Origin of the sequence: Streptomyces sp. NPDC088553, from assembly GCF_044752965.1 — a bacterium.
In the GTDB taxonomy this organism is placed as follows: Bacteria; Actinomycetota; Actinomycetes; order Streptomycetales; family Streptomycetaceae; genus Streptomyces.
Genome location: NZ_JBIVMG010000004.1, coordinates 703,219 through 724,812, shown reverse-complemented (window position 1 = coordinate 724,812; position 21,594 = coordinate 703,219). Strand labels below are relative to the sequence as shown.

20 protein-coding genes and 1 tRNA gene are annotated in these 21,594 nt (G+C 72.5%); 12 read left to right on the top strand and 9 right to left on the bottom strand.

Annotated features, from left to right (window positions below; translation table 11 throughout):
* Positions 1 to 5 precede the first annotated feature (5 nt).
* A complete protein-coding gene (locus tag ACIP8Z_RS16330) occupies positions 6 to 857 on the bottom strand; it encodes a serine/threonine protein kinase (protein WP_402083873.1) in 852 nt (283 codons plus the stop codon).
* Positions 858 to 1,279: 422 nt separating this feature from the next.
* Between ACIP8Z_RS16330 and ACIP8Z_RS16325 the strand changes: the two genes are divergently transcribed.
* Genes ACIP8Z_RS16325 through ACIP8Z_RS16315 form a run of 3 tightly spaced genes read left to right on the top strand, consistent with a single transcriptional unit; the run spans position 1,280 to position 4,743 of the window.
* The gene (locus tag ACIP8Z_RS16325) at positions 1,280 to 1,699 is read left to right on the top strand and encodes a hypothetical protein (protein WP_402083693.1); all 420 of its coding nucleotides are present in this window, start codon (positions 1,280 to 1,282) and stop codon (positions 1,697 to 1,699) included.
* A 16-nt stretch (positions 1,700 to 1,715) separates the two neighbouring features.
* Entirely contained in the window at positions 1,716 to 4,061 is a 2,346-nt protein-coding gene (locus ACIP8Z_RS16320; RefSeq protein WP_402083690.1) for a hypothetical protein, read from the top strand.
* Between the two features lie 25 nt (positions 4,062 to 4,086).
* Positions 4,087 to 4,743 carry a hypothetical protein gene (locus ACIP8Z_RS16315; RefSeq protein WP_402083687.1) on the top strand — a complete coding sequence of 219 codons (657 nt, stop codon included), beginning with the start codon at positions 4,087 to 4,089 and terminating at the stop codon, positions 4,741 to 4,743.
* A 118-nt stretch (positions 4,744 to 4,861) separates the two neighbouring features.
* Here ACIP8Z_RS16315 and ACIP8Z_RS16310 read toward each other — a convergent pair.
* A tRNA-Cys gene (locus tag ACIP8Z_RS16310) sits at positions 4,862 to 4,936 on the bottom strand.
* Positions 4,937 to 5,116: 180 nt separating this feature from the next.
* Here ACIP8Z_RS16310 and ACIP8Z_RS16305 point away from each other — a divergent pair.
* The 5 genes from ACIP8Z_RS16305 (at position 5,117) to ACIP8Z_RS16285 (ending at position 10,463) form a co-directional block, all read left to right on the top strand.
* Positions 5,117 to 6,592: an MFS transporter gene (locus tag ACIP8Z_RS16305; RefSeq protein WP_402083684.1), complete on the top strand. Its 1,476-nt coding sequence runs from the start codon at positions 5,117 to 5,119 to the stop codon at positions 6,590 to 6,592.
* Between the two features lie 302 nt (positions 6,593 to 6,894).
* Positions 6,895 to 7,083 carry a hypothetical protein gene (locus ACIP8Z_RS16300; protein WP_319309609.1) on the top strand — a complete coding sequence of 63 codons (189 nt, stop codon included), beginning with the start codon at positions 6,895 to 6,897 and terminating at the stop codon, positions 7,081 to 7,083.
* Positions 7,080 to 7,472 carry a type II toxin-antitoxin system death-on-curing family toxin gene (locus ACIP8Z_RS16295; RefSeq protein ID WP_402083682.1) on the top strand — a complete coding sequence of 131 codons (393 nt, stop codon included), beginning with the start codon at positions 7,080 to 7,082 and terminating at the stop codon, positions 7,470 to 7,472. The genes ACIP8Z_RS16300 and ACIP8Z_RS16295 overlap by 4 nt, the downstream gene beginning before the upstream one ends.
* A gap of 109 nt (positions 7,473 to 7,581) precedes the next feature.
* On the top strand, positions 7,582 to 9,372 hold the full coding sequence (locus tag ACIP8Z_RS16290) for a DEAD/DEAH box helicase (protein ID WP_402083679.1): 1,791 nt from the start codon (positions 7,582 to 7,584) through the stop codon (positions 9,370 to 9,372).
* 449 nt (positions 9,373 to 9,821) lie between these two features.
* On the top strand, positions 9,822 to 10,463 hold the full coding sequence (locus tag ACIP8Z_RS16285) for a helix-turn-helix domain-containing protein (RefSeq protein WP_319309608.1): 642 nt from the start codon (positions 9,822 to 9,824) through the stop codon (positions 10,461 to 10,463).
* A gap of 53 nt (positions 10,464 to 10,516) precedes the next feature.
* Here ACIP8Z_RS16285 and ACIP8Z_RS16280 read toward each other — a convergent pair whose 3' ends face one another.
* The gene (locus ACIP8Z_RS16280) at positions 10,517 to 11,566 is read right to left on the bottom strand and encodes a helix-turn-helix domain-containing protein (protein WP_402083676.1); all 1,050 of its coding nucleotides are present in this window, start codon (positions 11,564 to 11,566) and stop codon (positions 10,517 to 10,519) included.
* An 84-nt stretch (positions 11,567 to 11,650) separates the two neighbouring features.
* Between ACIP8Z_RS16280 and ACIP8Z_RS16275 the strand changes: the two genes are divergently transcribed.
* Positions 11,651 to 12,919, top strand: coding sequence for an alpha/beta fold hydrolase (locus ACIP8Z_RS16275; protein WP_402083673.1), 1,269 nt, complete (start codon positions 11,651 to 11,653; stop codon positions 12,917 to 12,919).
* 9 nt (positions 12,920 to 12,928) lie between these two features.
* Positions 12,929 to 13,723: a S16 family serine protease gene (locus ACIP8Z_RS16270; protein ID WP_402083671.1), complete on the top strand. Its 795-nt coding sequence runs from the start codon at positions 12,929 to 12,931 to the stop codon at positions 13,721 to 13,723.
* On the opposite strand, the gene ACIP8Z_RS16265 is transcribed toward ACIP8Z_RS16270, so the two are convergent.
* The 4 genes from ACIP8Z_RS16265 to ACIP8Z_RS16250 all read right to left on the bottom strand — a co-directional run bounded on the left by ACIP8Z_RS16265 (position 13,656) and on the right by ACIP8Z_RS16250 (position 16,421).
* Complete coding sequence (locus tag ACIP8Z_RS16265; protein ID WP_402083668.1) at positions 13,656 to 15,071, bottom strand: MFS transporter; 1,416 nt, start codon at positions 15,069 to 15,071, stop codon at positions 13,656 to 13,658. The genes ACIP8Z_RS16270 and ACIP8Z_RS16265 overlap by 68 nt on opposite strands.
* On the bottom strand, positions 15,068 to 15,253 hold the full coding sequence (locus ACIP8Z_RS16260; protein ID WP_402083665.1) for a hypothetical protein: 186 nt from the start codon (positions 15,251 to 15,253) through the stop codon (positions 15,068 to 15,070). Before ACIP8Z_RS16260 ends, ACIP8Z_RS16265 begins: the two co-directional genes overlap by 4 nt.
* A gap of 19 nt (positions 15,254 to 15,272) precedes the next feature.
* Positions 15,273 to 15,854 carry an ArsR/SmtB family transcription factor gene (locus ACIP8Z_RS16255; protein ID WP_402083662.1) on the bottom strand — a complete coding sequence of 194 codons (582 nt, stop codon included), beginning with the start codon at positions 15,852 to 15,854 and terminating at the stop codon, positions 15,273 to 15,275.
* 99 nt (positions 15,855 to 15,953) lie between these two features.
* Entirely contained in the window at positions 15,954 to 16,421 is a 468-nt protein-coding gene (locus ACIP8Z_RS16250) for an Lrp/AsnC family transcriptional regulator (protein WP_041662431.1), read from the bottom strand.
* Positions 16,422 to 16,542: 121 nt separating this feature from the next.
* Here ACIP8Z_RS16250 and hppD point away from each other — a divergent pair, with 121 nt between their 5' ends.
* Complete coding sequence (gene hppD, locus ACIP8Z_RS16245) at positions 16,543 to 17,688, top strand: 4-hydroxyphenylpyruvate dioxygenase (protein ID WP_319309601.1); 1,146 nt, start codon at positions 16,543 to 16,545, stop codon at positions 17,686 to 17,688.
* 186 nt (positions 17,689 to 17,874) lie between these two features.
* On the opposite strand, the gene ACIP8Z_RS16240 is transcribed toward hppD, so the two are convergent.
* The gene (locus ACIP8Z_RS16240; RefSeq protein ID WP_402083660.1) at positions 17,875 to 19,326 is read right to left on the bottom strand and encodes a tetratricopeptide repeat protein; all 1,452 of its coding nucleotides are present in this window, start codon (positions 19,324 to 19,326) and stop codon (positions 17,875 to 17,877) included.
* Positions 19,327 to 19,424: 98 nt separating this feature from the next.
* Here ACIP8Z_RS16240 and ACIP8Z_RS16235 point away from each other — a divergent pair, with 98 nt between their 5' ends.
* Positions 19,425 to 20,792, top strand: coding sequence for an FAD-binding oxidoreductase (locus ACIP8Z_RS16235; protein WP_402083657.1), 1,368 nt, complete (start codon positions 19,425 to 19,427; stop codon positions 20,790 to 20,792).
* A 35-nt stretch (positions 20,793 to 20,827) separates the two neighbouring features.
* Here the strand turns inward: ACIP8Z_RS16235 and ACIP8Z_RS16230 are convergent, their stop codons facing one another.
* Positions 20,828 to 21,319: an SsgA family sporulation/cell division regulator gene (locus ACIP8Z_RS16230; RefSeq protein ID WP_266966344.1), complete on the bottom strand. Its 492-nt coding sequence runs from the start codon at positions 21,317 to 21,319 to the stop codon at positions 20,828 to 20,830.
* Positions 21,320 to 21,594: the final 275 nt, after the last annotated feature.

The following is a 21,594-nucleotide window of genomic DNA, read 5'->3' as shown; positions in this document are numbered from 1 at the left end:
GGGCCTCAGGCCCGTGCCGGCACCGGGAGTTCGGCGGCGAGGAGTTCTGAGGACTGGCGGGCGAGCGCCGCCACCACCCGGCCCGGCAGCCAGCCCGGGGCGAGGAGCGAGCCGGCCGAGTTCAGGACCGTCCCATGGGTCGTCGGCGGGGCCGCCGCGGTCATCAGGGCGGCCGCCGTCGGCCGGTCGGCCGGGTCGCGGGCCAGACAGGACGCGATCAACGGGCGTAGGGCGGGCGGCAGTTCGTCTCGCTCGGGCACGGTGTGACCGGTGGCGGCGTACGCGAGGACCGCGCCGAGCGCGAAGATGTCACCCGGCGGGCGCGGGCGGCCTCCCGAGGCCTGTTCGGGGGCGAGTGCTCCCGGGTCGAGGCCGGGCAGGCCGGTGCGCGGCTCGCCGTCGGCCGAGGCGGCCCGCACCGCGCCGAAGCAGGTCAGCCGGGGTCCGTCCGCGGTGAGCAGGACGGCGGCAGGGGACACCCCCGCATGGGTGAGGCCCTGGCCGTGCGCGGCGGCCAGCGCCTCGGCGAGGGTGGCGGCGACGGCCCGGACGGTGGTCTCGGGCAGCGGGCCGCCGTGCACGGCGAGCGCCACGGGCAGCGGGAGCGCCGGCACGTACGGGCTCGCGTACCAGGGGGCTTCGCCGGGACCGGCCACGCTCGTCACCGGGGCGACCCAGGGGCCGAGGAGGCGGCGGGCGGCGTCGGCCTCCGCGGCGAACCGGGCGGGATCGGTGCCGGGCAGCGGGGTGCTGAGCAGCACGGTGTGCTCGCCGTCCTCGGTGCGGGCCACGAACCGGCGGCAGGGCAGGACGGTCCGGGGCGGGTCGAGGCGGGTGATCAGCCGGTACGGGCCGATCCGCCGCGCGGACTCCTGACGCGCCGAATCCGGCCGCGCCGATTCCTGCCGTACGGATTCGTGCCGCGCAGATTCGTGCTGTGCGCGCGACTGTTCCACCGTTCGTGCCCCCCGTCGTCCGTGCGCCCGTGGTGACGGGGCGGGGACGAGCCTATCGAGACGCGGAGGGGAGGTTGAGGCGAGGGGGCGTGCGGGGCAGGTGCGACGAGAGGTGGCCGTGGGGGGTGGAGGTCCAGGAAGTCCGGGCTGTCCCGGTTGCGAACGTGAAGTGGTCATGCGGGCATCGTGAAGATCCCGCGAGGGTGGCTGATTCCGGGTGAGCAGTGCTCCGACGCGGCACCGGGGGACTACGATCGGCGTGTTTCCGTGCGCGCGGAACTTGCTGGGGCGAATCCGGAACGATCACCGTCACGGGGGAGAGCATGTCGTTCGAACAGGAGTGGGCGTCGGTACGGTCCACGTCCACGGCCGATGTGAGCATGAGGCTCAACCAGGTCGCCCCGGAACCCGGTGGCGGCAACGCCGACCTCGGCGTCGACCAGGACAAGCTCGGCGCCATCGGCAGCGCCGCCTACGCGCTGCACGGCCGGCTCGTCAAGGACGGCAACCACGCGCGTACGAGTACGACGGAGGCGGCGACCGGCATGTCCAGCCACGGCTTCCTCACCGGGGCCGCGATGTCGACCGTGCAGGAGACCTGGGGCTCGCAGCTGAACACGCTGCTCGACGCCTGCGCCAACATCTCCAACCACCTCGACTACAGCGCCGCCTCGCACGCCAGGGAAGAGGCGGACATCCAGGCGGCGCTCGCGGCCTCCAGGATCAACGAGTACTTCAAGTAGGCGGGGGAGAGCTGCTGTGCTGACCTACGACAACGTGTACCAGGCCCCGCTCGACAGGATGAAGTCCGCGGCCGATGACTGGTCCGCGATGAAGGGCAAGCTGGACACGCTTGCGTCCGACGCCCGTACGACGATGGCGGCGAAGGCCAAGGACGACTACTGGCGCGGCGTGAACGCCGAGGTCACGAAGCCCTTCGTGGACAAGACCGCGAAGGAGTTCGAGGACGCGGCCAAGGCCGCCGACGGCATCCACAAGGTCCTGGAGGACGGCTACAACGCCTTCAAGAAGGCCAAGGACGAGCTGAAGAGGATCGCCGATACCGAGGCCCCCGGGAAGCGCTTCCGGGTGACGGCGAACGGCAAGGTCGAGGCCGTGGAACCGCTGTCCTCCACCAAGGACCAGGGCATGCGGCACGACCCCGATTTCCAGGACATGGTCCGCAAGGAGAACGCCGAGATCGCGGCGATGCAGCAGCGGATCGACGCGATCGTCGAGACCTGCGACGACGCGGACGTCGCGTGCTCCAACGCCCTCAAGGCCAACATCACCGGCGACAGGCACAACTTCACCGCCCCGAGGTACGCGAGCCTCGACGCCGAGGAGGCGCAGCGCGCCGTCGACCTGGCGAAGAAGGGCCGGGACATCTCCCACGAGGAGCTGATGCGCCTCAACGAGCTGCTCAAGGACAACAGCGGCTCGAAGGAGTTCTCCCGGACCTTCTACGACGGCATGGGGCCGAAGGGCGCCCTGGAGTCCTTCGGCCAGCTGTCCACGGACACGTACGACTACTCGAAGGTCGACAAGGAGCGCCTGGCGGACGTCCAGGACCTCCAGCGGAACCTGGGCCTGAACCTGGCGACGGCGACGCAGGGCGGCGACGCGTGGACCGAGAAGTGGTCCGCCGACATGCGCAAGCTCGGCACGGAACGGATCCCGCTCGCCAAGTACGACAACAACCCGGCGTTCGGCTACCAGCTGCTCGGCGGCATCATGCGCTACGGCAGCTACGACCCCAAGTTCCTGGTCCCGATCGCCGAGCACGTCACCCAGCTCCACGCGAAGGACCCGTACCTCTTCGCCAACAGCAAGCCGATGATCGGCGGCGGGCCGGCGAACCAGTACAACCCGTCGGGTGTGAACGGCTCGGGCTTCGACCCGATGATCTCGATGCTGGAGGCGCTCGGGCACAGCCCGGAGGCGTCGAAGGAGTTCTTCTCGAAGGACGAGGACTCCATGGTGTCGTACAACAAGGACGGCAGCGTCGGCGGCGAGCTGAACCTCGGCAAGGGCAAGGACGGCAAGGACGTCGAGAGCTACCTCGACTTCTTCGCCCACGACAAGTACGAGTTCTTCTCCGACATCGAGGGTCACAACCCGGACGACCTCACGAAGACCATGGGGTACATGCCGGACGCCCTCGGCCACGCCCTGGAGTCGGCGACGCTCGGTCACGCCTGGGACGACCCGTCGCCGGAACTCAAGCGCGACGACACCACGGCCAAGATCATGCAGAGCGTCGTCGAGACGTACGGTGGCGACGCCGAGCTGCTCAAGAAGTGGCAGCCCACGATGGCGGACAGCCTCGGCAACATGGGGGCCGGCTACATCGACGACCTCAACTGGGCGCTGGACAAGAACGACGGGGACAGCGTCTTCAAGCCGACGAAGGACCCTTCCGCCCACCCCGAGTTCGGGCGGGAGGACGCGGTGAAGTTCCTGAGCACCCTCGGCCAGCACCCGGACGCCTACGCCACGGTCTCCACGGCCGAGCGCCTCTACACCACCAGTGTCCTCGAGGCGCAGGTCGGTCCGGACGGCAAGATCGACGAGGGGCGGGCGCGGGGCGCCGTGTACACGGGTGCCACCCTCCAGGGCCTGCTCGACGAGTCCCGCGGCGCCCAGGTCGAGGCCGAGGGCATGAAGAAGCACGAGGAGTACGAGAAGGCGCAGGCCGCCAAGGCCGGTTGGGTGGAACTCGGCGCCACGGTGGGCATCGCGGCCGGAGTCGCCTTCCTGCCGGCCACCGCCGCGGTCGGCGCGGCCGCCATCCTCGTACCGCTCGCCGTCGACACTGGTTCGGGCGTCATGGAGCAGCTCGCCGGGCAGGTCATCGGCGACTGGTCGGACAAGTCGGTCGAGGACCACAAGGACAAGACCGAGGACCAGATCCACGAGGACAACGCGGCCATGTACACGGCCGGCCGGTACAGCGCGGAGTCCCCGATGGAGCGGTTCCTGTACGAGCACCGCGGTCAGGTGAGCAGTGACTTCCGCCAGGACATGATCGAGTCGGTGAGCAACGGCTACGGGACGGGCAACGACCACGCCAAGCAGACCGGCAACGCCCCCGAGACCGGCTGATCCGCCGATGCCCACGAGGAACGACATGGGAAGAACGCTCGCGTCCGTCACCGTCGGCCTGGCTCTCTGCCTCCTCCTCACCTCCTGCGGTGGCGGCGAGGGCGAGGAGCCCAGGGTCACCGCCGCGCGGCAGTGTGACGACACCCTCTCGCCGGAAGCCGCCGATGCGCTCGAATCGGTGCTGGGGGCCGAGGAGTTCCAGCCGGTGAAGAGCGGCGGGCTCCAGCAGAGCGTGCGGGATCTGATCGGGGACCAGGAGAAGCTGGACAGCTGGGAGTCGCATCCGTCGATGTGCAGGATCGCGCCCGTCGAGGGGAAGACCGACCTCGCGGTCGAGTTCAACCTGTACAGCGGCGACGCCGACCTGTACGCCGGGGCGAAGCTGCCCGCCCGGCGCTTCTACGGGATGGGGCGGGAGACGAGCTCGGACAACAAGACGGCGTATCTGTTCCTGGAATGCTCCAGCCCGCAGCTGAAGGGCTCCGGCGAGGTGCCTGCCCGCATCAAGGGCATGCTCCGGGCGCACGCCTCCCGCGAGGAATCCCTCCCGCCGAACACCGCCGCCACTCGTGAGGCGTACGTCGCGATCCTGCACTCCGTGAGCCTGGCGGTGGTGAGGAAGCTCGGCTGTGAGAACGACGCGGGGCTGCCCGAGAAGCCGGTCCTCACGGAGAGGAAGTGAGGGGAGGCGCGAAGGACCCGGGGCCGCGAGCAGGATCGTGCCCGGGCCGTATGAATCGTGCCCGGGCCGTGTGAATCGTGCCCGGGCCGGGCGACGGGACGCGGCCCGAGGGCCGATGTGGAGACCGTGATCGGATTCGAACCGACGTAACCGGCTTTGCAGGCCGGCCCCTCAACCACTCGGGCACACGGTCGTGTGGTGCAACGAGTACGACCGTAGGCGGGGGCCGGGAGGGGCTCAAGGGGTTCCGGGGCCGTGCCACGCGACTGCAACGGCGCTGCCACACGGCGTTCACAGTCGTACGTCCAAGGGCTGAGCCGGCCTGGGACTCCTGACAGGGGTCATTTGGTTCTTCACCTCTTACTCTGGGGGAATGAGCGCCCTCGAACCCCGCGACGCCGAGGCGGACGCAGACATGACCGGCCCCCTCGGCACCGGCGACACCGTCGTCACCAAGGGGTCCGTCCTCGATCCCGCCCACCGGGCGCTCAGCATCGGCATGGTCTCCGTCGTCCTGCTCATCGCCTTCGAGGCGACCGCCGTCGGCACGGCCATGCCCGTGGCCGCCCGCGAGCTGAACGGCATCCCCCTCTACGCCTTCGCCTTCTCGGCCTACTTCACCACCAGCCTCTTCGCCATGGTCCTGGCCGGGCAGTGGTCCGACCGCCTCGGGCCGCTCGCCCCGCTCACCGCCGGCATCAGCGCCTTCGCCGCCGGGCTGCTGCTCTCCGGGACCGCCGGCGCCATGTGGCTGTTCATCCTCGGGCGAGCCGTCCAGGGCCTGGGCGGGGGGCTCGTCATCGTCGCGTTGTACGTGGTCGTCGGCCGGGCCTACGCCGAGCACCTCAGACCCGCGATCATGGCCGCGTTCGCCGCGAGCTGGGTCGTCCCCTCCGTCGTCGGACCGCTCGCCGCCGGAACGATCACCGAGCACCTCGGCTGGCGCTGGGTCTTCGTCGGCATCCCCGTCCTCGTCGTCTTCCCGCTGGCCCTCGCCCTCCCCGCGATCCGCCGTACCGCCTCGGGACCCGCCGACCCGGCCGCGCCCGTCGTGCCCTGGGACCGACGCCGGATCCGGCTGGCGCTCGGCATCTCGGCGGGTGCGGCGCTCCTCCAGTACGCCGGCCAGGAGCTGCGCTGGCTCTCGCTGCTGCCGGCGGCGGTCGGCATCGCGTTCCTCGTGCCCGCGGTCCGCGGGCTCCTTCCGCACGGCACCTACCGGGCGGCCCGCGGGCTGCCGTCCGTCGTCCTGCTCCGCGGCATCGCCGCGGGTGCCTTCATCGCGGCGGAGTCCTTCGTGCCGCTGATGCTGGTCACCCAGCGAGGCCTGAGCCCCACCCTGGCCGGGCTCTCCCTCGCCGCGGGCGGCCTCACCTGGGCCCTCGGCTCCTGGATCCAGGCCCGGCCGTGGACGGAGCCGTACCGGGAACGGCTCGTCGTCCTCGGCATGGTCCTGGTCGCGATCGCCATCGCCACGGCGCCGACCGTGCTGATCGCGGCCGTGCCGGTGTGGGTGGTCGCGGCGGCCTGGGGGCTCGGCTGCCTCGGCATGGGGGCCGTGATCGCCTCGACGAGCGTGCTGCTCATGAAGCTCTCCGCGCCCGAGGAGGTCGGCGCGAACTCCGCCGCCCTCCAGATCTCCGACGGCCTCTCGAACGTCCTGCTGCTCGCCGCGGGCGGCGCGGCCTTCGCGGCGCTCGGCGGCGGCGCGGTCGGCCACGCGGTGACCTCCCACGCCTCCACGGGCTCCCACCCGGGTGCCTTCGCGGCGGTCTTCCTGCCGATGGCGGGGGTCGCGGCGGTGGGCGCGTGGGTCGCTACGCGACTGAACGGCGCGCAGGGGGCGTAGCCGGAAGTAGGGGCGGGCCCGCGCGGGGGGGGGCCGGTTGCCACGCGGGGGCCGGCGACCGGGGCCGGTGCCCGCGCAGGGCCGGTGCCCGCGCAGGGCCGGTGCCCGCGCGGGGGTCGGCGGCCGGGCGGGGGTCGGCGGCCGTTCACGGCCGGTGCCCGCTCCCGGCCGGTGCCTGCGCGGGGGTGGGCGGTTGGGCAGGGCCGGTGCCCGCTCACGGCCGGTGCCCGCGCAGGGACCCTCGTGCGGCCGGGAGTCAAAAGCCTTCGTCGAAGGGCCGGCGGCCCACGTACGCTCGCGCCATGCGTGACATGACCCTTCCCGTCGGCGACCGGTTCGCCGACCTGGCCGACGCTCGGGGTGTCGCCCCGGAGGTGCTGGCCGAGCAGGTTCTCGAGCGGTTCCTGGACGTCGAGGCCGGGCTCGTACGACAGCTCGCCTCGCGTCTCGCCCTGCGGCACGACTCCCTCCTGAGGAGGCTCGGCGAATGAGCACGTCCACGACCACCCGGTTCCTGACCGTCGCCGAGGTCGAGGAGATCGCCCGGATCGCCTTCACCGGCGACGGTCCGCCCGAGCTGCGGGCCCCGGGGCTTCTCGAGTCCGCCGTGCACCGGCCCAGGGCCCGGATGTTCGGCGAGAGCGCGTACACCGACCTCTGGGAGCAGGCCGCCGTCCTGCTCCACGCGCTCGCCGCCAACCATCCCTTCGTCGACGGGAACAAGCGCGCCGCCTGGCTCTCCGCCGCCACGTTCCTCGCCGTGAACGGAGTCGATCTCGACGAGGCCGACCAGGACCGGGCATATGCGCTGGTCATCGATGTCGCAGCCGGCACCGAGGCAGACATTCCGGGCATCGCGCAGCGGCTTCGGGAGCTGTGAGGACTCTCTCAAGCGGCCTCGCCACGCCCTCGCCGAGGGCGGGGCGAGGTACCCGCACCGGTAAGGTGGCCCGGTTGTCATATCTGGACGAGCGTCGAACCCGGAGATCGTGACTACTACCACCACCTCCTCCCATCACCTTTCTCCCGCCTTCCCAGGACGGGCCCCGTGGGGTACCGCCGGCAAGCTGCGCGCCTGGCAGCAGGGGGCCATGGAGAAGTACATCCAGGAGCAGCCCCGTGACTTCCTCGCCGTCGCCACACCCGGCGCCGGCAAGACCACCTTCGCCCTGACCCTCGCGTCGTGGCTGCTGCACCACCACGTCGTGCAGCAGATCACCGTGATCGCGCCCACCGAGCACCTCAAGAAGCAGTGGGCCGCCGCCGCCGCGCGGATAGGGATCAAGCTGGACCCGGACTACAGCGCCGGGCCGCTCAGCAAGGAGTACGACGGCGTCGCGATCACCTACGCGGGTGTCGGCGTCCGGCCCATGCTCCACCGCAACCGCTGCGAGCAGCGCAAGACCCTCGTCATCCTCGACGAGATCCACCACGCCGGAGACTCCAAGTCCTGGGGCGAGGCCTGCCTGGAGGCCTTCGAGCCCGCCACGCGGCGTCTCGCGCTGACCGGCACCCCGTTCCGTTCCGACACCAACCCCATCCCCTTCGTCACGTACGAGGAGGGGAACGACGGCATTCGGCGGTCCTCGGCCGACTACACCTACGGCTACGGCAACGCCCTCGGCGACGGCGTCGTCCGGCCCGTCATCTTCCTCTCCTACAGCGGCAACATGCGCTGGCGCACCAAGGCCGGCGACGAGATCGCCGCCCGTCTCGGCGAGCCGATGACGAAGGACGCCGTCTCGCAGGCCTGGCGGACCGCCCTGGACGCCAAGGGCGACTGGATGCCGAACGTCCTGCGCGCCGCCGACCAGCGGCTCACCGAGGTCCGCAAGTCCATCCCGGACGCGGGCGGCCTCGTCATCGCCTCCGACCAGGACTCGGCCCGCTCGTACGCCAAGCTGATCCGCGAGATCACCGGCACCAAGGCCACCGTCGTGCTTTCCGACGACACCGGCGCCTCGAACCGCATCGACGAGTTCAGCGAGAGCAACGACCGCTGGATGGTCGCCGTCCGCATGGTGTCCGAGGGCGTCGACGTGCCCCGCCTCTCCGTCGGCGTGTACGCGACGACGATCTCGACCCCGCTCTTCTTCGCCCAGGCCGTCGGCCGTTTCGTGCGTTCGCGCAGGCGCGGAGAGACCGCCTCCGTGTTCCTTCCGACGATCCCGAGCCTCCTCGGGTTCGCCAACGAGATGGAGGTCGAGCGCGACCACGTCCTCGACAAGCCCAAGAAGCAGGGCGAGGAGGACCCGTACGCCGAGTCCGAGAAGGAACTCGCCGAGGCGGAGCGCCAGCAGGACGAGGACACCGGCGAGCAGGACATGCTGCCCTTCGAGGCGCTGGAGTCCGACGCCGTCTTCGACCGCGTCCTCTACAACAGCGCCGAGTTCGGCATGCAGGCCCACCCCGGCAGCGCCGAGGAACAGGACTACCTCGGCATCCCGGGCCTCCTCGAACCCGACCAGGTCCAGCTGCTCCTCCAGAAGCGCCAGGCCCGGCAGATCGCGCACAGCCGCAAGAAGCCGGACGAGGAGGCGGATCTGCTCGAACTCCCCGCCGAGCGCCGCCCCGTCGTTTCCCACAAGGAGCTGCTGGAGCTGCGCAAACAGCTCAACACCATGGTCGGCGCGTACGTCCACCAGACCGGCAAGCCCCACGGTGTGATCCACACGGAGCTCCGCCGGGTCTGCGGCGGACCGCCGAGCGCGGAGGCCACCGCCGGCCAGATCCGGGAACGGATCAAGAAGGTGCAGGAGTGGGCCACCCGGATGCGGTGACCCCTTCCCCCCACCCCGCCCCCGAGCGTGACTGAGGCCCGTACGACGGCGTTCGTACGGGCCTCACTCGTCCCGCGGCGGCGGAACCGGTGAAGGAGCCGCGGCGGGACCGGCGTCGGAGACCGGCCCCCACGGTCGGCCTCCGGGCCCTTCCACGCTACGTGCACGACAAAGCCGATCTTGTCCGCCAAAGTCCCGCATGCGACCGACGAAGGTCCCGAACCGTCTCTATTCGCTCGTCGGCGCCCGGATTCTGGACGAGGTCTTCCGCTGAGCGGAGCGGGTCGCTACTGTCCCGGCTCAAAAGCAATCGCCCCGTGGCAGCGCCGCCGCGGAGCGCAGCCGGTGTACCCCTTCCTGCCGGCGGCCTCTGACGTGCGTCGCCGACGGGACCGGTGACGCGACCCCCGTGAGAGCCCGCCGCCACTCACTCCGAAGGAGAGGGCGTCGTGACCGCGGAGACCTCCCAGACGCTCGACCGGGGACTCAGAGTCCTCAAACTGCTCGCCGACACCGACCACGGCCTGACCGTCACCGAGTTGTCCAACAAACTCGGTGTCAACCGGACCGTCGTCTACCGGCTGCTCGCCACCCTCGAGCAGCACGCCCTCGTCCGCCGCGACCTCGGCGGACGCGCCCGCGTCGGCCTCGGCGTGCTCCGGCTCGGCCGCCAGGTCCACCCCCTCGTGCGGGAGGCCGCGCTCCCCGCGCTGCGCTCGCTCGCCGAGGACATCGGGGCGACGGCCCATTTGACGCTGGTCGACGGTGCGGAGGCACTCGCGGTCGCGGTCGTCGAACCGACCTGGACCGACTACCACGTCGCCTACCGGGCCGGCTTCCGCCACCCGCTCGACCGGGGCGCGGCCGGCCGCGCCATCCTGGCCGCCCGGCAGGGCAACCTGATCGAACCGGGTTTCACGCTCACCCACGGCGAGCTGGAGGCGGGCGCGAGCGGCGCGGCCGCCCCGCTCGTCGGCGTGACGGGTGTCGAGGGCAGCGTCGGCGTCGTGATGCTCGCGGACGCGGTGCCGGAGCGGGTCGGGCCGCGGGTGGTGGACGCGGCCCGGGAGGTCGCCGACGCGCTGCGCTAGAGCGCGCGGCGGCCGGGGGTGCGGCGCGGGCCCTTCCGTGGCCGGTGCCGTCCTCAGGGGATGTGCCCTGTGCCCATGACCAGGGTGCCCAGCGGAGTCCGTTCGTGGTGGACCGATCTGCCTGTTCTGGTCGTGGTGATCAGGCCCGCCGCTCGCAGGGCCGCCGCGTGGGCCGAGGCCGTCGCGTTGCTGATGCCCGTGCGGCGGGCGAGGTCGGTCGTCGTGCGGGGTTCCGTCAGGGCCTTGAGGACTTCGGTCCTCGTGCGGCCCAGGACCGCCGACAGACCCCCGGGCTCGCCCCGCGATCCCCGGGAGTCCTGGGGCCCCCGGGACTCCGGGGTGGGCGGAACGCCCCCGCCCGCCGGGTACGTGAGGACCACCGGGCGGTCCGGCAGGTCCTGGACCAGCGGGCCTCCCCTCCAGTGGAAGGTCGGCAGCAGGACCAGCCCCCGGCCGTCGAGGCGGACCTCGCGGGCTTGCGGAGCCTCTCGGACCTCGCCCGCCTCGCGGTCCTCACGGTCCTCACGGGCCGACGGGACCGTCGGCCACCTCCAGACGCCGTCCCGCAGCCGTGAGCCCGGGGCGACCGTCCCCAGGGCGGCGGCCAGACCCTGCTCCGCCGCCGTCAGCGCGTAGCGGGTGAACTCCGCCCGGTGCAGGTCCTGGACCAGCGGCCACACCGGCGCGAGGACCGTCTCGTACGCCGCCCGCTGGGCCCGGTGGAGCGTGCCCCAGGCCGCCGCGTCCCCGTGGTGCAGTGCCCGGACCCAGGGCGGGACGGGGCCCTGTCCCGCGTACACCCGTTCCAGCTCGGACCGTACGAACTCCGGCCGCGCCGAACGGATCAGCGCGAAGCCGTCCTCCCGCGTCCCGCCGAGGACGTCGAGGAAGCGCGGGGCCGCCCTGCCCGGCACCAGCTCCGCGAGCGGTTCGGCCGCCCCCGGCAGGGCCCGCAGCAGCCTGCCCCGCCAGCGGCCGAAGAGCAGCCCCTCGTGCGGGGCGCCCAGCATCAGCAGGGCCGCGTGCAGCTCGGGCACGGGGGACGGACGGGGCGCGAACCGCACCCGGACCATGTCCTCCGCCGTGAAATGGATGTGGAGCACCGCACCGACCCCCGTTCGCGCCAGCCTTTCGGGCAGGGCCGCAACCTTCGCTCCGGTGTCCCGTCCGCTCCCAGGATGACGCCCATGACCATGACACCTGATCACGCGTCCGGTGGCCACGCCCCCGCCCGCCGTACCGTCGTCGCCGGGGCCCTCGCGGGGGCCGCCGCCCTGCTGCTCGGCACCCGCGCCGCCTCGGCCGCCCCCGCCCGCCCCCTCGTCCTCCGGCTGCCCGCCCCCACCGGCCCCCACGCCGTCGGCGCCACCGTCCGGCACCTCGTCGACCCCTCCCGCAACGACCCGTGGGCGCCCGCCATCGGTGTGCGGGAGCTGATGGTCACCGTGTTCCGGCCGGCGGCCTCCGGCCGGGGTCTCCCGCGTATGCCGCAGCTCACCCCCGATGCCGCCGGAGTGTTCACCTTCCTCGCCCCGCTGGTCCGCCCGGCCCTGCCGGCGGCCGGCGTCGACTGGGCGGCCACCCTCACCCACGCCCGGACCGGTGCCCCGCCGCTGCCCGGCCGGCGGCCGGTGCTGGTGTACAGCCCCGGCGGCGGGGACTCCCGGGCCCTGGGCGGTTCCCTCGCGATCGACCTCGCCTCGCACGGCTGGACCGTCGTCACCGTCGATCACCCCGGTGACGCCTCCGAGGTGGAGTTCCTCGACGAGCGGCCGGGGCGCGAGCGGGTCCGGACCACCGTCCTCCGCCCCGACCTCGACGCCGGGACCTTCCGCACCATGATCGACACCAGGGTCTCCGACCTCCGCTTCGTCCTCGACGCCCTCCGCCTCGACCGGGTCGGGCTCTACGGGCACTCCGCGGGAGGCACCGCCGTCGCCCAGGTGCTCCACGAGGACCCGAGAGTCGCCGCCGCGGTGAACCTGGAGGGGTACCTCGACCTGATGGACGGCGCACTCCTGCCCGTCGCCCGCGAGGGGACGGACCGGCCGCTGCTCCTCGCCGGCACCGACGGCTTCCGCGACGCGCGCCTCGACCGCTCCTGGTCGGCACTGCTCGGCCACGGCGGACCCGTCGCCCGACGGCAGCTCGCCGACAGCCACCACTGGGTCTTCACCGACTACGCCGCCCTGGTGCCACAGCTCGCGGCCGTCGGCCTGACGACCGCCGCCGGGCGGGCCTCGATGGTCGGCACCGTCGACCCCCGGGTCTCGGTGCCCGCCGTACGGAAGCTCGTACGCTCCTTCTTCGCCCGCCACCTGCCCGTGCCCGGGTCCGTGCCCGGCTCCGGGTCCGTGCCGGCGTCCGGGTCCGTGCCCGGCTCCGGGTCCGTGCCGGCCTCCGGGCGCGCACCCGGCTCCGCGCCCCCGGCCCGGTGGGGGCGGTCACCCCAGTAGATTGGGGGCGTGCTCTCCAGTCTCTCCCGTCCCAAGGTGCTCGCGGTCTGCGCACTGCCCGTCGTCGCGCTCTTCGCCGTCGTCGGGCTCGCGCCGTTGCCCTATGCCATCGCGCAGCCCGGTACGACCGCCGACGTGCTCGGCAAGGACAAGGGGCAGGAGGTCATCACGATCACCGGCGCCCCGGTCCGGCCCTCCGAGGGGCAGCTGCGGATGACGACGATCGTCGCGACCGGGCCGTCCACGGACGTGGACCTCGGGGACGTGGCCGACGCCTGGTTCCGTACGGACCGGGCCGTCCTGCCGCGCGACTCCGTCTACCCCCCGGGGAAGTCCGACGCCGAGGTCGAGAAGCACAACCTCGGTCAGATGAAGGAGTCGCAGGACGCGGCCACGCTCGCCGCCCTCGACCACCTCGACGAGGACCCCGAGAAGGTGAAGGTGGACCTGCACCTCGCCGACATCGGCGGACCCAGCGCCGGGCTGCTCTTCTCCCTCGGCATCGTCGAGAAGCTCGACGGCGACGGCGCCGGCGGTGACCTCACCGGTGGCCGGATCATCGCCGGTACGGGGACGATCGACCCGGACGGCTCGGTCGGCGCCGTCGGCGGGGTCTCCCTGAAGACCCAGGCCGCCGCGCGGGACGGGGCCACCGTGTTCCTCGTACCGAAGGCCGAGTGCTCGGACGCCCAGGCCGAGCTGCCGAAGGGGCTGCGACTCATCCCCGTCACCGCGCTCAGCGACGCGGTGGCGTCCCTGAAGGCTCTGGAGCAGGGGCAGGACTCGAAGGTTCCGGCCTGCTGACCGGTTCGCCACCGGGTTCGCCACGAGAAGGAGTGCCGTCCTCGGACGTGCGCTCGGGCGGCGGGACGTTCATGGCCCGCCAGGCCGGGAAGACCAGCGGCGAGAGCGTGGCGAGGAAGTAGAGCCCGCCGATCCCCAGCAGCGTCGCCGTCAGTCCGACGCGCTCGACGAGGAAACCCGCCGTCAGGCCGCCCAGCGGGGTCGTCAGCAGCACCCCCGCGGTGCTCGCGCCCATGACGCGGCTGCGCAGGGCGTCGGGGACCTGCTCGTACATCACCGTGGTCAGGATCGGGTTGAGGACGCCGACGCTGAATCCGGCCGCCGCGAGCGTCACGAGCAGGGGTGCGGTGGTGTCGGTGAGCGCGGCCCCCACGTACGGCGGGGCGCCGCCGAGCAGGAAGCCCGCCGTGAAGACGGCCCGGCGCGGGAAGCGCTGCCCGACCGCCCCGTAGAGCAGGGCACCGGCCAGGGCGCAGCCGCCGAAGACCGACACGAGCAGGCCCTGGGTGGCGGGACCACCCAGCTCCTGGCGGGCGTGGACCGGAAGCAGCACCGAACTCCAGCTCTGGCTCAGGCCGTTGGTGACCATCACCATGACGGTGATGCCGAGCAGCAGCCGCGCGCGGAACAGGAAGGCGTACCCCTCGCGCAGATCGGACCGGTAGCGGGCCGGGGAGAGCCGGGGGCCGTCCCGCACCGGCTCCGCCGACGGCACCCCGCGCAGGCCCGCGGTGACGAGCAGCGCGGAGAGGCCGAAGGTCGCCGCGTCGAGGACCAGGACCGTGTCGGCGCCCATGAAGGCCACGAGGAGTCCGGCGACGGCGGCGCCCGTCATCCGGGCCCCGCGCGCCACGGCGTCGTACAGGCTGGCGGCCCGGGGGAGCGAGGTCCCGGCGCGCCGGGCGAGATCGGGGACCAGGACGTGCCGGGCCATCTCCCCGGGCGCGTGGAAGAGGCCGGTGACGGCCATCAGGGCGCACAGCATCCAGAACTCCAGGACGCCGGCGTGGTGCAGCAGCGGGATCGCGGCGAGCGCGAGCCCGCAGACCAGGTCGGAGGCGATGCTGACCCGGCGGCGGCCGATCCGGTCGATGGCCGGGCCGCCGGCGATCGCGGAGACGAGGACGGGCAGGGCCGCGCAGAAGGCGACGACGCCGGCCTTGCCGGGGCTTCCCGTGGTGTCGAGGGCGAACCACGGGACGCCGATGAGCGTGAGTGAATTCCCTGTGATGGATACGGCGTTGGCGGTGAGGACGGTCGTGAGAGGGGCCCGGTCCCGTGTCGTGGTGCCCGCCCTCGGCGTACTCGGTCCCGTGGTGTCCGCGTCTTTTCCCCCCGGAGTGGTCATGCGGCCAGGGTGACCGGGCGTCGGTGTGCGGGCGTGGCCAGGCGAAGGCCCAGTTCGACCAGGGTCCAGCCGAGTTGGACGCGGAGGGTGGGGCCGGGGACGCGCGGGGCGGTGGTGGCGGCCGCGCGGTGGAGTTCGGCGGCGTGCAGCTGGTGGAGCTGGAGGTGAATGTCGGCGTGCATGACTCCGTGGTTCCTTCCGTCAGTTCTCGTGCTGCGGGAACGCGTGCAGATGGATCCGTACGCGCTCGGCGTCCGGCGCGTCGGCCTCCTCGATGCCCCGGTACGTCTCGATGAGCGCGTGCAGCTTCTTGTCGAGCTCGCGGAGCTTCTCGGGAGGCAGGCGCAGGGTGAAGTCGCTCATGTCGGACACGCCGAGCCAGGAGTCGCCCCAGTCGTGCCGGGTGCCGAGGTAGGTGCTCAGCTCCTGGGTGTGGATGGTCGCGATCTCGTGGACGTAGAGGTCGAGGGCGCCGCGGACCTCGGGGTCCGGGTTCCGGGAGAGCGACTCGTCGACGGTCACGCCCTGCTGGGCGGCCTTCCACCACCGCTCCCGTCCCTTGCCGCGCGTCGGGTCGTCCTCGACGAAGCCGTGGGCCGCGAGCTGGCGCAGGTGGTAGCTGGTCGCTCCGCTGGACTCGCCCAGCCGCTCCGCGAGTCGGGAGGCGGTGGCGGGCCCGTGGGCGCGCAGGGCGCGCAACAGCTGGATGCGGAGGGGGTGGGCGAGCCCGCGCAGGGTGCGCGGGTCCAGGGGGCGGGTCGGGAATCCTTCGGGCTCGGGCATGGTCCGAGCGTAGAGTTGCAAAGGACTAGTTGCAAGGGGTTCTTTGCAACTAGTCCTTTGCAGCCGCTTGCCCGGATCGGCTCCCGGGGTCGCGCGTCGCTACTCCTGCGCCGCCTGCTCCACCAGCGGGATGATCCGCAACGGCACCGGGTTCTCCATCACGATCGCCGTCGACGCCCGCACGATCCCCTCGAACGCCACCACCTTGTCGATCACCCGCTGAAGGTCCGCGTTCGAGCGGGCGACGAGGCGGCAGAGCATGTCGCCGTGGCCCGTCGTCGTGTGCAGCTCAAGCACCTCCGGCACCGTCGCCAGATGCCCCCGTACATCCGCTCCCTGCCCCTGCTTGATCTCCAGGGTCGCGAACGCCGTCACCGGATAGCCGAGCGCCGCCGGGTCCACCTGCGGCCCGAAACCCCTGATCACCCCGCTCGCCTGGAGCCGGTCGAGCCGCGCCTGCACCGTCCCCCGCGCCACCCCGAGTCGCCGGGAGGCCTCCAGGACCCCGATGCGCGGCTCGCGTGCGAGGAGCGTGATGAGCCGGCCGTCCAAATGATCGATCGCCACAGCGGTCTCCCCATGGTCAGGATGTACAAGTCGCACGGCCATACTCGCCTGTCCCTGTGCAACATGACCAGTGGATCTGCGAACTCTTGCGCACCTTGCAGAACGGCGGGACATTGCTGCCATGACTGAGACCATCGATCACACCCCCTCCACGGCGCGGCAGGCCGATCCCTTCCCCGTGAAGGGAATGGACGCGGTCGTCTTCGCCGTCGGCAACGCCAAGCAGGCCGCGCACTACTACTCCACCGCCTTCGGCATGAAGCTCGTCGCCTACTCCGGACCGGAGAACGGCACCCGCGAGACCGCCAGCTACGTCCTCACCAACGGCGCCGCCCGGTTCGTGTTCACCTCCGTCATCAAGGTCTCCACCGACCGGGGCCGCTTCCTCGCCGACCACGTCGCCGAGCACGGCGACGGCGTCGTCGACCTGGCCATCGAGGTGCCGGACGCCCGCGCCGCGTACGCCTACGCCGTCGAGCACGGCGCCACCGGCCTCACCGAGCCGCACGAGGTGAAGGACGAGCACGGCACCGTCGTCCTCGCCGCCATCGCCACGTACGGCAAGACCCGCCACACCCTCGTCGAGCGCTCCGGCTACGACGGCCCCTACCTCCCCGGCTTCGTCGCCGCCAAGCCGATCGTCGAGCCGCCGGCCAAGCGCACCTTCCAGGCCATCGACCACTGCGTCGGCAACGTCGAGCTCGGCAGGATGAACGACTGGGTCGGCTTCTACAACAAGGTCATGGGCTTCACGAACATGAAGGAGTTCGTGGGCGACGACATCGCCACCGAGTACTCCGCTCTCATGTCGAAGGTCGTCGCGGACGGCACCCTCAAGGTGAAGTTCCCGATCAACGAGCCCGCGATCGCGAAGAAGAAGTCGCAGATCGACGAGTACCTGGAGTTCTACGGCGGCGCCGGCGTCCAGCACATCGCCCTCGCCACCAACGACATCGTCGCCACCGTGCGCGCGATGCGGGCCGCCGGTGTCTCCTTCCTCGACACCCCCGACTCGTACTACGACACCCTCGGCGAGTGGGCCGGCGAGACCCGCGTGCCCGTCGAGACCCTGCGCGAGCTGAAGATCCTCGTCGACCGCGACGAGGACGGCTACCTGCTGCAGATCTTCACCAAGCCGGTCCAGGACCGTCCGACCGTCTTCTTCGAGATGATCGAGCGGCATGGCTCCATGGGCTTCGGGAAGGGCAACTTCAAGGCGCTGTTCGAGGCGATCGAGCGGGAGCAGGAGAAGCGCGGCAACCTCTAGCCACCACCCGCACGGTCGAGGGCCCGGGGCCACCCCCCGGGCCCTCACTGTGCGCCTGCTGCGGCCAGCCCACCCCGCTCGCACGAGGGGCGTGCGCGGCCGTCCCGGCCCGCACGGTGGGCCATCCGATCCGGCGGGCCCCGGCCCACGCGGGGGGTGGGCCGGGGCGCCGTCCAAGGGCGCGCGCTACGACCGTGGGGCCGACGCAGCCTTCCGTGGCTTCGGGGCCGTGCCCGGACCCGTCCCCCGCCCCCTCCCCGGCTCCGGCTCCGGCTCCGCGCGGAGTTCCTTCGGGAGTTCCTCCGACGGCTCCCCGAGCGCCGCCACCGCCTCCGCCGCCCTCGGCGCGAGCAGCGGCGAGAAGTGCGGGTTGATCCGCAGCGCCTCCGCCACGTGCCGCCGGGCCGGCCCGTGTTCCTCCAGGGCCCGCTCGATCTCCCCCCGGTGGTACGAGAAGAGCGCGCTCCGCAGGCCCTCCTCCGTGGCCCGTGTCGCGTACTCCAGCGCCTCCTTGGGACGGCCCGCCCGGTACAGCGCCCACCCCAGCGCGTCCGCCACCCGCACCGAGCGGTGCCCCCGCGCCCACTCCGCCCGCATCCGGGTGACCGCCGCCGCCGCGTTGCCGTGGTCCGCGTCGAGCAGCGCCTTGGCCACCTCCCCGTCCGCCCACGTGCCGGTCCGCAGCCGCTCGTACAGCGCCCGCGCGTCCCCGGTCAGGCCCAGCGACTCGGACAGCTCACCCGCCTCCAGGACGTACTCCGGCAGCGGCAGCCGGGCCAGCGCCGCCCGCCAGTCCCGCAGCGCCTCGTCGGTGCGGCCCAGCGCCGCCAGCGCCCGCGCCCGGCCCGCGAGCGAGGGCCCGTGGTCCCGTACCTGTGCCAGCGCCGCCCCGAACCGCGCGAGCGCCTCGTCCGGTTCGCCCCGCTCCCACTCCAGGTCCCCGAGCCGCGCCAGCGCGGCCGCCTTGTCCGGGGCCGTCTCCGCGAGCGCCACCGCGTCGAGGGCCGCCGCGTCGGCGTCCTCGCGCCAGCCCCGGTCGCGGTAGGTCTGCGCGGCCCGCGTCCGCACCATCGCGCCCGCGTGGAGCCCTTCCAGGGACTCCATCGCCTTCTGGGCCCCCTTGTAGTCCCCGAGACCGTTGTACGCGTCCATCAGGACCGGGTACGCGGGCCAGTGGCGCGGATCCGCCTTCCGGACCTTCTCGCCCCACTCCTTGGCCGCACTCCAGTCGCCGCGCGCCCCCGCGAGCGCCCCCAGACCCAGCTGGGCGGCCGTGTTGCCGCGCGCGGCGGGCCGTTCGGCCAGCGAGCGCCGCAGCGCCTGCTCGGCGCGCGGGTAGTCCCGCACGTCGCCGAGGCGCGCGCCCCGCTCCGTGTACGCCGCGCCGAGCTCCGCCCAGGACGCGTCGTCGTCCGGGTGGGCGCGCAGCCACTTCTCCCGATCGGTGATCAGCGCGGCCAGGTCCGGGAGCGCGGCCTGCGCGCCCGCGTGGGCCGCGATCGTCGCCCGCTCCGCCGGACCCGGCGGGGGCGGCGGCCCCTGGTCGAGGAGCTCGGGGACGTAAAGGAGTGCCGTCGCCGCGAGCACCGCGCCCACTCCGGCCGCGAGGACCGTCCTCGACACGTTCTGCGTCTTCATGGCGCTCACTGTGCGCCCGCCCGCACCTGTACGAAGAGCACACGAAGCGCCCGCCCCGGCGGGTTCACACCGATGGCCCCGGGTGCCACGCTGGAGGCATGGACGATCTTCTGACGCGGCTGCGCGCCGGGCTGCCCGCCGAGGCGCTGCTCACCGATCCGGACGTGACCGCCTCGTACGCGAACGACATGGCGAGCTTCTGCGAGGCCGGCGCCCCGGCGGTCGTGGTGCTGCCGCGCACCGTCGAGCAGGTGCAGCACGTCATGCGCACCGCGACCGAACTCCGCGTCCCCGTCGTCCCGCAGGGAGCGCGCACGGGCCTCTCCGGCGGCGCCAACGCCTCCGAGGGCTGCATCGTGCTCTCCCTGGTCAAGATGGACCGCATCCTGGAGATCAACCCGGTCGACCGGATCGCCGTCGTCGAACCGGGTGTCGTCAACGCGGTGCTGTCACGGGCCGTCGCCGAACACGGCCTGTACTACCCGCCGGACCCGTCCAGCTGGGAGACGTGCACCATCGGCGGGAACATCGGCACGGCCTCCGGCGGCCTGTGCTGCGTGAAGTACGGGGTGACGGCCGAGTACGTCCTCGGCCTCGACGTCGTCCTCGCCGACGGCCGGCTCCTGACCACCGGCCGCCGCACCGCCAAGGGCGTCGCCGGCTACGACCTGACCAGGCTCTTCGTCGGTTCGGAGGGCAGTCTCGGCATCGTCGTCCGGGCCGTGCTGTCGCTCAGGCCGCAGCCCCCGGCGCAGCTCGCGCTGGCCGCCGAGTTCCCCTCCGCGGCCGCCGCCTGCGCGGCCGTCTGCACGATCATGGAGCGCGGCCACACCCCGTCGCTGCTCGAACTCATGGACCGGACCACCGTCCAGGCCGTCAACAGGATGGCGCGCATGGGTCTGCCCGACACCACCGAGGCGCTGCTCCTGTGTGCCTTCGACACCCCCGACCCGGCCGCCGATCTGGCCGCCGTGGGGGAGCTGTGCGTGGCGGCGGGCGCCACCGAGGTCGTCCCGGCCGCCGACACCGCCGAGTCCGAACTCCTCCTCCAGGCACGCCGGCTCTCGCTCACGGCCCTGGAGACGATCAAGTCGGCGACGATGATCGACGACGTGTGCGTGCCGCGGACGCGGCTCGCCGAGATGCTCGCCGGCACGGCGGCGGTCGCGGAGAAGTACGACCTGACCATCGGGGTCTGCGCGCACGCCGGCGACGGCAACACCCATCCCGTCGTCTGCTTCGACCACACCGACGAGGACGAGTCGCGGCGCGCGCGGGAGTCCTTCGACGAGATCATGGCGCTCGGGCTCGCGCTCGGCGGCACGATCACCGGCGAGCACGGCGTGGGCGTCCTCAAGAAGGAGTGGCTGGCGCGGGAGCTGGGGCCGGTCGGGCTGGAGCTCCAGCGCGGGATCAAGGCCACCTTCGACCCGCTGGGGCTGCTCAACCCCGGAAAGCTCTTCTGACACCGGGGACCCGCGGGGTCGCAGGGACAGGGGGCTCACAGTTCGCCGTCCTGCGACTCGTCCGACGGCCACGGGTCGCGCAGCCACAGCTCGTCGGCGATCACGGTGGTCGCCAGGAGTTCGGCGAGTCCGTCGTCGATGCCGAGCCGCTCGGACTCGGTGCCCGGCGGCACCGCGCGCAGGGTCCGCTCCAGCCAGGCGGACACCTGCGCGGAGGGGGCTTCGAGCAGGGCGTCGCCGTCGGGTGAGGAGAGCGCCATCAGGATGACGCTGCGGCCGTCGACCTTCGTGGGCCAGATCCGCACGTCACCGTGGCCGCAGGCCCGGAACACGCCCTCGACCAGGAGTTCGCGCGCGAACGTCCAGTTGACCGGGTGGTCGGTGCCGATGTGGAACGTGATGTGGACGGCGTACGGGTCGTCCGTGCGGTACGCGAGCCGGGCGGGGACGGGGACGGCGCGCTCGGGCGAGAGCACCAGCTTCAGCTCCAGCTCGCGCTCGACGGTGGTGTTGTCGGTGTTCTGCATGGTCGTACTCCCTCTCGCGGACCGGCCCCGTGCGGGCCTTCACCAGGAGAGAGCGGGGCGCCCACGGCTCATTACGCGACTTCGGGAAGTTTTTTCGGGAAGTTTTTCCTGGCCGGGAGCAGAGGCGGGTCCAGGGGCGGGTCCAGGGGGCATGTCCGGCCCGAACATCACCGGGAGTGATCGATTCCGGTACGTGTCCTCCTCGAAGGCGGGCTTTCTCACGGGCTCTTTGTTCCCTCGGGGACGTTCTTCGTTACTGTCCTCCTTGGGCGCGG